The organism is Treponema sp., assembly GCF_024696245.1.
Classification (GTDB): domain Bacteria; phylum Spirochaetota; class Spirochaetia; order Treponematales; family Treponemataceae; genus Treponema_D.
The window spans coordinates 1-13,165 of record NZ_JAILGZ010000104.1 but is presented as its reverse complement, the minus strand read 5'-3'; the positions used below and the strand labels follow the sequence as shown (position 1 = coordinate 13,165).

At 38.1% G+C, this 13,165-nt stretch carries 15 protein-coding genes; 9 read left to right on the top strand and 6 right to left on the bottom strand.

From position 1 onward, the window contains the following. Positions 1-106: L-rhamnose mutarotase (locus K6D58_RS07165; RefSeq protein WP_296829062.1), on the top strand; the 106-nt coding region annotated here is incomplete at its 5' end. 101 nt (positions 107-207) lie between these two features. On the opposite strand, the gene K6D58_RS07160 is transcribed toward K6D58_RS07165, so the two are convergent. The 6 genes from K6D58_RS07160 to K6D58_RS07135 form a co-directional block, all read right to left on the bottom strand. Further along, positions 208-429, bottom strand: a complete 222-nt coding sequence (locus K6D58_RS07160) for an acyl carrier protein (protein WP_296829060.1) — start codon at positions 427-429, stop codon at positions 208-210. Between the two features lie 14 nt (positions 430-443). Next, positions 444-1,622, bottom strand: coding sequence for a diaminopimelate decarboxylase family protein (locus K6D58_RS07155; RefSeq protein ID WP_296829058.1), 1,179 nt, complete (start codon positions 1,620-1,622; stop codon positions 444-446). Beyond that, on the bottom strand, positions 1,609-3,120 hold the full coding sequence (locus K6D58_RS07150) for an amino acid adenylation domain-containing protein (RefSeq protein ID WP_296829056.1): 1,512 nt from the start codon (positions 3,118-3,120) through the stop codon (positions 1,609-1,611). Before K6D58_RS07150 ends, K6D58_RS07155 begins: the two co-directional genes overlap by 14 nt. A gap of 21 nt (positions 3,121-3,141) precedes the next feature. Next, a complete protein-coding gene (locus tag K6D58_RS07145; RefSeq protein ID WP_296829054.1) occupies positions 3,142-3,519 on the bottom strand; it encodes a hypothetical protein in 378 nt (125 codons plus the stop codon). A gap of 95 nt (positions 3,520-3,614) precedes the next feature. Beyond that, positions 3,615-5,030 carry a threonine synthase gene (gene thrC, locus K6D58_RS07140; RefSeq protein ID WP_296829052.1) on the bottom strand — a complete coding sequence of 472 codons (1,416 nt, stop codon included), beginning with the start codon at positions 5,028-5,030 and terminating at the stop codon, positions 3,615-3,617. Positions 5,031-5,171: 141 nt separating this feature from the next. Beyond that, the gene (locus tag K6D58_RS07135; protein ID WP_296829050.1) at positions 5,172-5,849 is read right to left on the bottom strand and encodes a CPBP family intramembrane glutamic endopeptidase; all 678 of its coding nucleotides are present in this window, start codon (positions 5,847-5,849) and stop codon (positions 5,172-5,174) included. A 45-nt stretch (positions 5,850-5,894) separates the two neighbouring features. Between K6D58_RS07135 and K6D58_RS07130 the strand changes: the two genes are divergently transcribed. The 8 genes from K6D58_RS07130 to K6D58_RS07095 form a co-directional block, all read left to right on the top strand. Next, on the top strand, positions 5,895-7,001 hold the full coding sequence (locus K6D58_RS07130; RefSeq protein WP_296829048.1) for a PilZ domain-containing protein: 1,107 nt from the start codon (positions 5,895-5,897) through the stop codon (positions 6,999-7,001). Positions 7,002-7,052: 51 nt separating this feature from the next. After that, a complete protein-coding gene (locus tag K6D58_RS07125) occupies positions 7,053-8,195 on the top strand; it encodes a hypothetical protein (protein WP_296829046.1) in 1,143 nt (380 codons plus the stop codon). A gap of 20 nt (positions 8,196-8,215) precedes the next feature. Next, positions 8,216-9,451, top strand: coding sequence for a ComEC/Rec2 family competence protein (locus K6D58_RS07120; RefSeq protein ID WP_296829044.1), 1,236 nt, complete (start codon positions 8,216-8,218; stop codon positions 9,449-9,451). Between the two features lie 22 nt (positions 9,452-9,473). Further along, a complete protein-coding gene (rsmA, locus tag K6D58_RS07115) occupies positions 9,474-10,346 on the top strand; it encodes a 16S rRNA (adenine(1518)-N(6)/adenine(1519)-N(6))-dimethyltransferase RsmA (RefSeq protein WP_296829041.1) in 873 nt (290 codons plus the stop codon). A 5-nt stretch (positions 10,347-10,351) separates the two neighbouring features. Next, positions 10,352-11,035, top strand: a complete 684-nt coding sequence (locus K6D58_RS07110; protein WP_296829039.1) for a YggS family pyridoxal phosphate-dependent enzyme — start codon at positions 10,352-10,354, stop codon at positions 11,033-11,035. An 8-nt stretch (positions 11,036-11,043) separates the two neighbouring features. Beyond that, positions 11,044-11,580 (top strand): hypothetical protein, encoded by a 537-nt coding sequence (locus K6D58_RS07105; RefSeq protein WP_296829037.1) that lies wholly within the window; start codon positions 11,044-11,046, stop codon positions 11,578-11,580. Beyond that, positions 11,581-12,555: an RluA family pseudouridine synthase gene (locus K6D58_RS07100; RefSeq protein ID WP_296829035.1), complete on the top strand. Its 975-nt coding sequence runs from the start codon at positions 11,581-11,583 to the stop codon at positions 12,553-12,555. A 25-nt stretch (positions 12,556-12,580) separates the two neighbouring features. Then, positions 12,581-13,165 (top strand): pseudouridine synthase (locus K6D58_RS07095; RefSeq protein ID WP_296829033.1); only part of this gene is annotated, 585 nt, incomplete at its 3' end.

Sequence of the window (13,165 nt, the reverse complement as noted above, 5' to 3'; positions counted from 1 at the left end):
TCCTGTTGTAAGAAAGTGGTGGGATATGATGGCAGATATTATGGATGTAAATCCGGATAATTCACCGGTAAGCATTCCATTGCGCCAGATGTTCCATATGGACTAGATCAATTTTTCTGAATAAAAAAATCCCTGATAACCTAAAACATTCTCTTGCTTTTAGTTATCAGGGATCTTTCATTTACAGTGACATAAGCCTTAGTAAAATTACTGAAGCTTTTCTACCATTGCCCAGAGGCTTTCTGCAGAATTAAAGTTTTCCGGTATAATTTCTGCAGGTGTAATATCAATGTCAAATGTTTCCTTAAGTCTGTTGATAAGTTCAACAATGTCAAAGGAATCAAGAACTGCATTATCAATAAGTCCTTTTTCGTTTTCAAAATCAACATCCGGTTTAAGTTCTTTAAGGATGTCCATTAATTCGTCCATTTTTATTCTCCTTATTATTCGTTTTCTTCTGAATTGATTATAAAAGTTTCATTATGATTGCGCAACAAGGAAATAGTTTCTCCTTCCTTTAATAATACTGCAGGAAGGGGGTGACTTAAAAAGAGGTAAATTCCTTCTGTTACAGAATAGGCACCAATGTCACTAAATGCAAGGAGGTCAGAAACTTTAGGGTTGTTCAAATCAAGGCGGCGGAGAACAACATCAGCTGTAGTACAAAGGGAACCGCAGATAGTAGAAGGGGTTGTTAAAAGAGTTGTATCATCTGCCTCCTTCTCGACCTTAATCTGTTTTACACGGGGATTTTTCATTCCCATCATCTGGCCGTAATAATTTATATGGTTGATTCCACCGTCAATTATTACGTAAGTGGCATCTCCATCATTTTTTACATCCATGATTTGAGTAACATAAGTTCCACAGCAGGAAGCAATATAGCGGCCAAGTTCTATTACAAAAGTCCAGGGTGAATCCTTTATAAGGTCAGTAAAAGCCTGAGCTTCCTGAAAATTTGATGCCTGGTCTTCCTGAGCAAAATAGTCATAGCTTAATCCGGGACCATATTCAATCTGGGAAAACTCAATGGAATGCTTTTCCTTAAGCTTGCTGCAATATTCCTGAATAAAGGCAGTTTCTTCCTGAATCTTCTTAAGCTTTTTTTGTGTTCCCGTAAAATAGTGAATGCCCCTTATTTTAATTGAAGGCACTTTCTTTATTTTTTCTATACAGCTGTCCATGTCTTTTTGACTCATGCCAAACTGATTTCCACCGGTAAGACGCAGGATTACTTCCTGTTCATGTTCCGGAAGGTTTTTAGTTGCATTTAAAAGATAGGTACAGTGAAGGGGAGATTCAAGGGTAATTGTTTTTACTTTAAGGCTGTAGGCTCTGTTAACGTCTTCCTGGGTTTTACATACTCCGGAAAATACTATTTTTGAAGGATCAAGTCCTGCCTTTTCACAAATTGAAAGTTCACCTGGAGAGCATACTTCAAATAACAGGTCCTGGTCCTTTAATGTTTTTACAAGAAAAGGGTTTGCCTTAATTGCATAACAGAGAATTGTATTTGAACTGAAAGTTTTTTTAATTCCTTCAATTCTTTTTTTTAATGAATCAGAGTCAAAAAGATAAAAAGGTGTTCCGTACTGCTGAGCAAGATTTTTAAGCATTTCCATTTAAGAGAGCCTCCAGTGCTTTTTTATCAGTTTTTCCGTTTTTAGTAAGAGGAAATTCCTTAATGCAGATAAAGTCAGAAGGAACCATATATGCAGGAAGTGTCTGTTTTAAAAGTGTAACAATGTCTTTTTTTTCTGTTTCATTACCTGTGTAAAAGGCAGTGATTTTATTATTGGAAAAAATACAGCAGGCCCTTGTAATGTTGTCATGCCTGGCAAGGGCTCCTTCAATTTCTCCAAGCTCAATTCTGTGGCCCATGTGTTTTATCTGAGTATCTTTTCTTCCAATGTAATAAAGGAGGCCGTCATCACCATAGCGGGCAAGGTCCCCTGTACGGTAAATACGTTCAAACCTCTGTTTTTGAACAGGATTCTGAATAAAGACTGAAGAAGTTTTTTCTTCATTATTAATATAACCTAAGGCAAGGCAGCTTCCGCTTACACAAAGTTCACCTTCTGTATTCTTTTGGGTAACAAGCTGGTCGTTTTCATCAAGAAGGAAAACCCTTTCATTTTTAAAAGGAATACCAATAGGAAGCTGGTCGTATTCTTTATCAGAAGGAATTTTAAAATAAGTACAATTACAGGTAATTTCTGTTGGTCCGTAAAGATTTACATAGCTGGCATTTGGAATATACTGCTTCCAGATATCAAGCTGCTTTTTAGGCATTACTTCTCCGGAAAACATAATCTTTTTTAATCCGGAAGGTACTTTGTAAGAAAAACCGTTAAGGGTAGAAACCATACAGAGGGCACTTACAGCCCAGATTAAAGTAGTAATATTTCTTTCTTCAAGATAATCCAGAAGTTTTGCAGGCATGGAGAAGAAGAGCTTTGGTACAAGATGAACTGTTGCTCCTGTAAATACTGCAGAAAAAATATCCTTAACAGAAACATCAAAATCAAATGGAGCCTGGTTTGCAATATTTTCTTCTGAAGTAATCTGGAAAGTTTCTGTAAAGCAGAGAAGAAAGTCAATAACCGAACGGTGGGATACAGCTACTGCCTTTGGAATACCTGTAGAACCGGAAGTAAAGTTTGCATAAACAGGGTCAGTGTCAATTATATTAAGTCTTCTGCTGTCATCATAAGGATCAGAAATGTTTTCAAATTCCTTTTCTAAATCATCTGTAAATAAAGGGCTGGCAGAAAGGGTAGAAAGCTTTCGTTCAAAACGTCTGTCTGCAATTACTTTATCTGCATCCAGGGTTTTAAACATAGATTCCAGTCTTGAATCAGGGAAGGTGGCATCAAAAAAAGAATAAAAGCATCCTGCGTAAAGGGCAGCAAAAAAATAAGTTACTGTTTTGACATTTTTATCTGTCATTAAAGGAACTGCCTGTCCAGGGTTAAAATATTTTCTGATAACCAGGGAAAGTTTTCTGGCATTTTCTGTAAGTTCCTTCCAGGTTATGGAAGAGTTTACGTCTGCAAATGCTGTTTTTTCCGGATACTTTGCTGCTGTTTCTTCAAGATAATCAAGTACTGTGTATTTCATCAAAAAGCCTCATTCTTCTTTTTATTTTTTTATTGAGCCCTGTATGCTGGCAAGAGGAAGTGGCGGAAGGTTTACGTCCTTAAGCATTGCATTAAAATCGTGCCAGTAAAGAAGATTTGTAAGGGCAAAAATTCCATTTGCTGTAGAATCCTGGTCATAGCTTTCGCCTTCATCAAGAGTAACAAAAATAAAGTATGAAAGTCTTGCAGATGCAACGTTTTTCTGTTCTTCATTGTCTATGTTTAAATCAACTTCGATTACGCAGTTAAACTTATCCATCTCTGCTGCTGGTGGAGGCATAAGGTTAATGCGGTTTACTTTCATGTGAAGGTTTTTTACTGGCTGAAGATTATCACGGCTGATGCTTTTTTCTTTAATAATGATGTGGTCGATTTTCATCTTAAGTCCTTATTTACAAAAAAGGAATGTCCGTCTGGTCCTTGGATTTAACGGGCATTCCTTTTAGTTTTTATGCTTGGTAATTATTTTTGCTATTACAGTGTGTTCATAAGATATTCTTTGAAACTGTCGTAGTCCTTTTCCATTGGAATTGCATTGTCTGGAAGGGACATAACTTTTTCAAGTCTTTCCGGCATGCTTGGTTCTCTTCCGATTGCCTTTACAACAGTTGCTCCGAATTTTGCAGGTGCTGCTGTTTCAAGAATAATTGCAACAGCCTTCTTATCTACTGCAGCCTGACCCCATGAAGGAACGTTAGCTGTAAGACCAGGTTTGTTAATGTCTGCATCAAGACTGCCGTTAATAAGGGCAGCCATTTTTCCGTCACGGATGTCGTTCCATGCTTTCCATGCAACAGCTCCATGTGGATCAATGATGTATCCTGTATTTGAATGACATGAACGGATTGCATCAAGGGTTCCTTCGTCGTCTGTCCAGTAAGAAGCAAAGAGTGAACGAACCTGTTCAAGGGAATACATTGCAGAGATTCTTTCGTAGTTGCTTGGTGCACCAACATCCATTGCATTGCTTAATGTAGAAACAGAAGGACGTGCTTCGTATTTACCTGTAGCAATCCAGTCAGGTACTGTGTGGTTAGAGTTAGTAGCTGCAACAAAACCTGCGATAGGTGCTCCCATTTCTCTTGCAATAAGACCTGATGTAAGGTTACCGAAGTTTCCGCTTGGAACAACACAGATGATTGATGGATCATCAATTTTGCTGTCCTGTGGAATGCGGTTCTTAACAACAAGTGAAGAATACATATAGTAGAAGCTCTGTGGAAGAAGACGGGAAATGTTAATTGAGTTTGCAGATGAAAGGCGGAACTTGTTTCTAAGTTCAGCATCAGTAAATGCTGTCTTTACAAGTTTCTGGCAGTCATCAAAAGTTCCCTTTACTTTAAGGGCACGTACGTTTCCTGTAAATGTAGAAAGCTGTTTTTCCTGAAGTGGAGAAATCTTTCCGTCAGGATAAAGAATAGTTACGTCAATTCCAGGAACATTGTGGAAGGCACTTCCTACTGCAGAACCAGTATCACCGGAAGTTGCTACAAGAATATGAAGGTTGTCATTTTCGTTTCTGTTAAAATATGACATTACACGGGCCATAAATCTTGCACCAAAATCTTTAAAGGCGCATGTTGGACCATGGAAAAGTTCAAGAACGTAGGTTACAGGATCTACAGGTACTACCTGTGATGTAAATGGATAAGCATCAATGATAAGGGATTCCAGGTCTGAATCAGGTATTTCTCCTTCAACATAAGGTTTTGCCATGTTAAAGGCAACTTCCCTGAATGATGGTTCAGGAATCTTGTTTAAGAATGAACTGTCAAGCTTTGGAAACTCTACAGGAATGTAAAGACCTCCAGTTGCAGCATTCATGCCGTTCATTACAGCAGTCTGAAAATTAGTCTTAATGTTTTTATCACGGGTGTCTGTGTAAATCATTTTCTTCCTCAGTTTTGTCAATCTTCTTATTTAAAATAAGAATGCCAATACTATATCAAAAAACAGTATATAGTTCAATCTTTTCTATAAACTATCAAGATTGAGGAAGTTTCTGTCTGCAGGATTTTTATTGAATTGAAATTAATTAAGGGACATTAAAATCATAAAGGAAAAAAGGGTGAAGTTATAAATAAAGTGGGCTGCAGCGCCTGTGCTTACACTCCGGGTTTTTATCCTGCACAGCCTTAAAAAGATTCCGCAGATAAAGGCATTTATTACGGCAATAAAACCCAGGTAAAAGTGTCCCAGGGCAAATACAATCAGGGTAAAAATTTCACCTGAGAGCCTGAATGCTTTATTTTCTGAAAGAAGGTAAAAGCTTTGAGGCAGAAGCTGGCGGTAAATAACTTCTTCATAATAGGAGGCGGCCATTACATTCATTATAAGAAAAAGAATTCCTTTAAGTCCTGGAACTGTTAAAGCTGTACTTTGTGAACTTTGGGAAAAAGAGGCTGGTAAAAATATTGCAAGGGCTGTCATAAGGGCATAGGTAAGCATCAGAAGGCCCAGTGTAATTCCTCCCCACTTAAGGTGATTGACTATAAGGGAAAAGGTATTTTCAAAAGGCAGTGAATTATTATCTTTAAGAAAAATCCTGAATTCGCCATCAAGAATAAGAGCCATAAAAAGCTGAATTGCTGAGTAAAAGGAAAAGGAAAAGAGTATGTTAAAGGATGATGAAGATTCTGCAGTAAAAGTTGGAAGAACTAACAGAAGAAGGACTGCCAGCAGCTGAATAAAGATGTATTTTTTTTTCATATATGTTATTATAATGCAATAGAAAAAAAATAACGAGGTACCTTTGTGATTTACCTGATACCACTTTTAACAGCCATGCTTTTAACTCTACTTCTGTTAAAACTAAGCGGTATTTTTAAAGATAAAACTGAATTTTTTTCTGCCGGAAGAAAGTGCGGCTTTACTTTAAGGGAAATGACAACTTTATGGCGTCTTGCCTATAACTGCGGACTTGCCGATCCTGAAGTTTTATTTGATTCACTGCCGGATTTAAATCACTGTATTACGCTGTTTATAGACTGGTCTAAAAAAAACGGAAGCTACGAAAGTTATGCAACCCAGCACTTTCTTGAAAAACTTTATTCCTTCAGGTCAAAGGTTTCTCTGGAATACGAAAAAAAGCTGGGGATAAAAACTTCAAGGGAAATAAGCATAGGTCAGAAATTAAGAATCCTTGTGACAGGTTCAGGAATATTTAATTCAAAGGTAATAGATAATTCCAGGGAACTTGTAATCTCCCTGCCGGTCCAGTCCGGAAGCGTTTTAAAAATGACTTCTTCAATGAAAAGGGCCTGGTGGGAAGGAAAAAAAATTGCGGTTTACTTCTGGCGTAAAAATGATGCGGCCTATGTTTTTGATTCCATGGTATTCAGGTCAGCATCCAGAAACGGAGAATCTTCACTTTTTTTACAGCATAGTGAAAATCTTGAAAGAACTCAGAAAAGAAAATCCATACGCTCAGCCTGTGAGCTTCCTGCCATGCTTTATTTTACAGGCCCTGCTGCCCAGTATCAGGTTGCCGGTGATGATGAAGAAGGCTTCAGGTGCCTTATAGAAAATATAAGTGAAAACGGAGCTATGATCCGTATTGGTGGAAAATGCCGCAGGGATCTTTTTCTTAAGCTTCAGTTTGATATGGACGGAGATTTTATTCTTATGCAGGGTAAGGTAAAGTCTGTTGAGTACAACAAGTATTTAAATCAGTCCCGCATTCATTTTGAATGTACTAAAATATCTTCCCAGATGAAAAAGATGATTCTTGCCTATACTTACAGAATTGATTCTGCAGGAGAAGAGCAGAAAAAAATTATGGAACTTATGGATCAGGATTCTGAAGAAGATAGTGATGGTGAAGTTTTACCGGAAAATGAAAATTCAGGGATTTCCACTTGAAAATATGGGTGGGGTCATTACAATAAAAATGCAGGATAAAGTGAGGTTATTATGAAGAAGATTTTTAAGCTGCTGCAGCTTTCTGCTGTTTTTTCTCTTTTTGCAATTAATGCTTTTGCCCAGAATCAACAGTTTGAAATAGATTACGTAAAGGGAAATCTTGAAGATAAAATAACTGCCGTTAAGGAAAGTGCCCGCATTGGTGATTATTCCCTTAATGTTAAGGCCATGGATTTTTGTCTTGAATATAATAAACTTCTTTCTCAGGAAGAGGGATTTAAGTCCCTTCTTCTTGAAGCCCTTACTTCAATTTCCAGCAGTTACCCTGAAGATGTTTCCGGTCGTCTTTGCCGTATATTTAAGGAAATTCAGGATGTAGAAGTAAGGCTGGCTGTCCTTGACCGTTTTAATGACTACAGCAGTGCCAACAGTGTTTCTTTAGTAAACTCCTATCTTTCTGAACAGATTCGTAATAATTCACCTTCTGACGAAATAATCCTTAAGTCTGTTAAATACCTTCAGTCCAATGGAAACGTTACTTCATTCAGGCTTATTTTTGTTGCTGATATTCTTGGAATATGGGAAGAAAATACAGAAGCCCTTTCTCAGGCCTGGGGACCTCTGGCAAATAATTCAGAAAACGAAATGCTCCAGGTATTTCAGAGTTCAGATTTTAACCAGAAACTCCTTATCTTAAGGGCTGTTCAAAAAAATCCCTATGTTTCTAAAAAAATTCGCTCAGAAATTGCGGAAAATGCACTCTCCGAGGCAATATATAATATAGGGGAAACTTCAGATGTAATTATTGAACTTCAAAAGGAATCTCTCAGGGTAATAGCTGACTGCCAGTGGACCAGGGCTGCTTCTCTTGCTACTGATTATTTTTCTGTTGCAAGAAAGGAATACGAAAATGGTCATATGACTGCAGAAGATTTTGCTGCCGTAATAACTGACATTGCTGCCATCGCCTCTGATGAAACCGGACATGTTCTTTCTGAATATCTGGATTTTCTTAACAAGAGCAAGGAGTTTTCCAATGCTCCTGTTGAAGCTGTAGTGCTTTCCGTTATTAATGCTCTTGGAGGTCTGGGGGATAAGACAGCCTTTGACTACCTTCTTTATGTAACTTATCTTGATTATTCACCGGAGGTTATAACGGCTGCCAGAAATGCCCTGGCTAAACTTAAGTGGTAAAAAACCGTCTAAAAAATCCTTTGATTATAAGTGCCGCTGTTCTGGCGGTACTTTTTTATTCAGGCTTAGTAAAAATTAAGCCTGCCCATCCATTTGACTGCCTTTTGGAGCCCCAGGTAATTCACACTGTTAATGGCAGTCTCAGCTGTAATCCTGTAAAAAATAACCGGGGAAATTATTATTCATCCAGATTAAAGGTTAGTTCTGTAAAAGGAAAAGTGTCTTCTTATGAAATAACTTCTTCTGCAAGAGGTATTGTGGATGTAATGCTGCCTGTTTCTTATGTAGAATCCCTTTATCCCGGCAAACTTTATTCTTCTGCCGGCAGGGGCGTTCTTGCAGAAAGCGGCCAGTGCCTTAGCCTTAGGGGAAAGTTTTCACTTAAAAAAAATTGTTTTTATGCAGAAGAAGTTTTTTATCTTGGTTCAGGCAGTGGCTTTAGGGCTTTTTGTATGAATATAAGGGCAAAGGTCCGGCTGGCTTTTAAAAGACTTATGTATTCCTGGGGAAATGCAGGGGGATTGGTTTTATCCCTTTTATCCGGATCCAGGGAATACCTTGAAGATGGAGTATCTTCACTTTTTATGCTTGCAGGCCTGTCCCATATTCTTGCCTTAAGCGGGATGCATCTGTCTTTTTTTGCAGGCATTGCAGATTTTTCCGGCCGCAAACTTTTTGGAAAAAAGTATTCATTTTATGCCAGGCTTGCGGGAATTTTATTTTTTGTTTTTTTTGCAGGGCTTTCTCCCTCTCTTTTAAGGGCCCTTATATGTTCCCTTATTATGCTGGCTGCATCTGCCTTGTATTGTCAGGATACGGATTATCTTGCGGTTTTAAGTGCTGCCTTTATGATTCATATTTGTGTGGCAGCAGAGGATATGTATACTCCGGCTTTTTTACTTTCTTACTGCGCCCTTAGCGGTATACTAATATTTTCTCCGGAGATAAAAAGGATTTTAATTCCCTGGACCGGGGATAAAATTTCATCATCCTTATCTGCTTCTATCGGTGCCCAGCTTGCAAGCTTTCCTTTAAGTTTAAGTATGTTTTCAATGGTGGCACCGGGAGGAATTCTGGCTTCTGTGATTGTTTCTCCTCTGGCTTCTTTTTTTATTCTGGCAGCCCTGGTCTCTGTAATTTTATCCCTTTTTATACCTTTCCTTTCACCCTTGTTTGGCATTATAATGAACCTGCTTTATGAAGTAATAATTTTTACTGTCAGGTTATTTACATTTATTCCCTGCATAAAGCTGTAATAAAAAGAGTGAGGTTTTGCAATTGACTCATCCAGATTATAACTCTCCATCAGAATTAAAGAATTTCCTGGACAGCCGTGATATGGGAATGCAGAAAAAATTCGGACAGAATTTTATGATAAATGAAAATGCCAGAAAAAGAATTATACAGAGTCTTGAACCTGGTGAAGATGATTCTATCTGGGAAATCGGTCCTGGTCTGGGCTGCATGACGGAGCTTATCCTTAACAGTGGTGCAAAGCTTACAGCCTTTGAAATTGACAGGGGGTTTATTGGCTGCCTTAAGGAATTTTTTGAAGATAAAATAAAAACCGGAAAGTTTTCTATTGTAGAAGGTGATGTTTTAAAAAACTGGAAAAAAGAAGCAGAAGTAAAAAAAGCCAGTAAACTTTTTGGTAATCTGCCTTATAATATTGCTGCAACCTTTATTGCTGACACTATAGCCGCCGGCCTTATTTTTGACCGCTGCGTATTTACTGTTCAGAAAGAAGTTGCCATGAGAATGTGGGCAAAGGCAGGAGAAGAAAATTATTCTTCTTTTAGTGTTCTCTGCCAGTATTTTTATGACGTAACAAAAGGCTTTGAACTTGGTGCCGGAAACTTCTGGCCTAAACCAAATGTTGCTTCCCATTCAGTTTTGTTTACAAGAAAAAAAGATTTTACACCTGAATGTGATACTGCAACTTTTGTAAAAATTGTTCATGCTCTTTTTGCTTCAAGAAGAAAAACTGTGGCTAATAATATAAAAGGCATACTTAATTCTGATGTTAATCCTGATGAATTTTTTGCTGCAGCAGAAGTGGATAAAAGTTTAAGGGCAGAAACCTTAACAACAGAAGATTTTGTACGTCTTGCAAAAGTATACGAAAAAATGAATATTAAAAAATCGAGGTAAGGAATATGAGTCCGGAAGAGATTAAGGAAAATCTTGAAAAAATCAAAAGCAGTCTGCCAGAGACAGTAAAACTGTGTGCAGTAAGTAAGTTTCATCCCCTTGAAAATGTAGAAGCAGCTTTAAGTGCAGGACAGACTCTTTTTGGAGAAAACAGGGTTCAGGAAGCTGTAGAAAAATTTTCTAAAATTAATGAAAACTCAAAAAGGGCAGAGCTTCATATTATTGGCAGCCTGCAGTCAAATAAAGTTCGTAAGGCAGTGTCTGTTGCTGACTGTATTCAGTCTGCAGACAGAAGTGAACTTGTTGAATTGATTAACAGGGAAGCAGCAAGAATAAATAAAAATATCAGCATTTTCTTTGAACTTCATACAGGTGAAGAATCAAAAAGCGGTTTTGCTTCAGAAAAGGAAGTTCTTGATTTATGCCAGCGTTTTGCAGATGGAGAATTTACAAATGTAAGTCCTGCAGGGCTTATGACAATGGCTCCTTTTACAGATAACCAGGCAGAAATCCGCAATAGTTTTTCTACATTAAGAAAGCTTAAGGAAAAAATTAATTCCCTTTATCCCCAGCTTCCTGTAAAGGAATTAAGCATGGGAATGAGTGGTGATTATAAAATTGCAGTAGATGAAGGTTCTACAATGGTAAGGGTCGGTACTGCAATTTTTGGTCAGAGGAATTATAATTAAAGGATAAAATGAAAAGATTTATAGCCTGCCTTCTTGTATTAATGATTATTTTCTCAGGACATCTTTTTGCTGCAACAAGTTCATCATCATCATCTTCTTCTTCTAAGTCTACAACACCTGAGCCTTACACCAAGGAAGAATTTTCTCCTGTGCTTCATGATTTGAGGAGGGCAGAAATAATTACTTTTGGTTCCCTTCCTTTTGTTACGCTTGGAGTTACTGTAGCCTACGGAGCTTACGGGTATTTTTCCGGGGACTTTTCTTCCTTTCCTAATCCTCTTGATAAAAGTGCTGATTCATTTTCTTCCTGGCAGCAGGCAAAGATTTTTGGTTATTCTTTAAGTATCAGTGTAGGGCTTGGCCTTCTTGATTATGGAATTAATCTTGTTAAAAGACATAAGAAGGCTAAAAAAGAAAAGGCCAGACTTGAAGCTTCCAGACAGATTCATGTTATTCCTTATAGTGAAGAGTTTATCAGGGAAGGGGGGCTTAATCAGTATCAGGAGGATGCTGATCAGGATCTTACTGCAGGTGACGGAGAATAAATGGCTTCTTTTTGCGTAACAGTAGATTCTTCCTATACAAAAAATGAAAGGCTGGACAAATACATTGCTTCTTTACCTGGGGGAATGAACAGGAGTAAGTTAAAGTCCGGTCTCTGCAGTGTTAAGGTTAATTCTAAAGAACAGAAAATCTCATGTAAGGTAAAGGCCGGTGATCTTATAGAAATTAACTGGGAAGATAAAGTTCCTGATGATATAGAACCGGAAAATATTCCTCTTGATATTATATTTGAAAACGATGATGTTCTTGTAATAAATAAGCCTCAGGGAATGGTAACTCATCCTGCGGCAGGAAACTGGACTGGTACCTTAGTTAATGGTCTTTTATATTATCTTGGCAGGCAGAAAATTCATCAGGATAAAAGTGGTGGAGAAAAGGAACTTCTTGTTAAATGCCGTCCCGGGATTGTTCACCGCCTGGATAAAGATACTTCAGGAATTATTATTACTGCTAAAAACAGGGATACTGAAGAGTATCTGGGAAAGGTATTTAAGTCCCATAAAAAAATTGTAAAGGAATATATCTGTATCTGTCAGGGCCGTCCTGCTAAAAAGAAAGGGCTTATTAAAACCGGTATAATTCGTGATTTAAGGGACAGGCAGAAGTTTAAGGCTGTAGATGATTTAAGCCAGGGAAAACTTGCTGTCAGCTATTACAAGTGTATTGCCTGTTATGGGGAATATTCCCTTATGAGGGTCCGTATTATGACCGGAAGAACCCACCAGATTAGGGTACACATGAAATATTTAAACTGTCCTGTTTTAGGTGATCCCCTTTACACAAAAGGTGACAGAATATTTCCTAAGGCCAGTCTTATGCTGCATTCAAGGTATTTGAAAATACCCGTTCCAGGTCATGAAGAGGGCCTTGTTTTTAAAACTTCAACTCCTGAACGTTTTTTACAGGTTTTAAAAGTCCTGCATAAAAGATATTCAAAAACCATTCTTTCTGACTGACAGAAAGACTTTTACGGGAATAATTATGGCTACAGATTCTGCTGCTTTACAGATAAAAATCATTTCATCTCCCTCTGAGGAAAATCCCTTTGCTGTCGTTTATAAACCAAGGGGGCTTGCCTCTGCACCTTTAGCACCTGGAGATGACTCTGCCTTTACTCAGGCTGCAGTTTTATTCCCGGCCTTAAAGGAAGTAAGGGGACTTAAAAGTGTAGAAGGAGGGCTTCTGCATCGTATTGATACCCTTACAGACGGACTTCTTTTAATAGCTTCAGACCAGAAGTCCTATGATTTTTTTATGACTGAGCAGAAAGAAGGACGCTTTGTAAAAGAGTATACAGCCCTTTGCCACCACAGCCATTTACTCCCTGAAGGATTTCCTTCTTTTTCAGACAGCGGAATCTCCCTTACTTTAGGCAGTGAAGTTACCATAAAATCCTGCTTCCGACCGTTCGGCAGGAAAGGCGCCTGCGTACGACCGGTAGTTAACAGCCTGAATGCAGGCCGGGCTGCCTTAAAAAAAGCAGGCAGCAGGGAATATTTTACAGACATCCTTATTCAAAAAACAGAAAGTCCTGATCTTTTTAAAGCAAGGTGCAGAATTACTGCA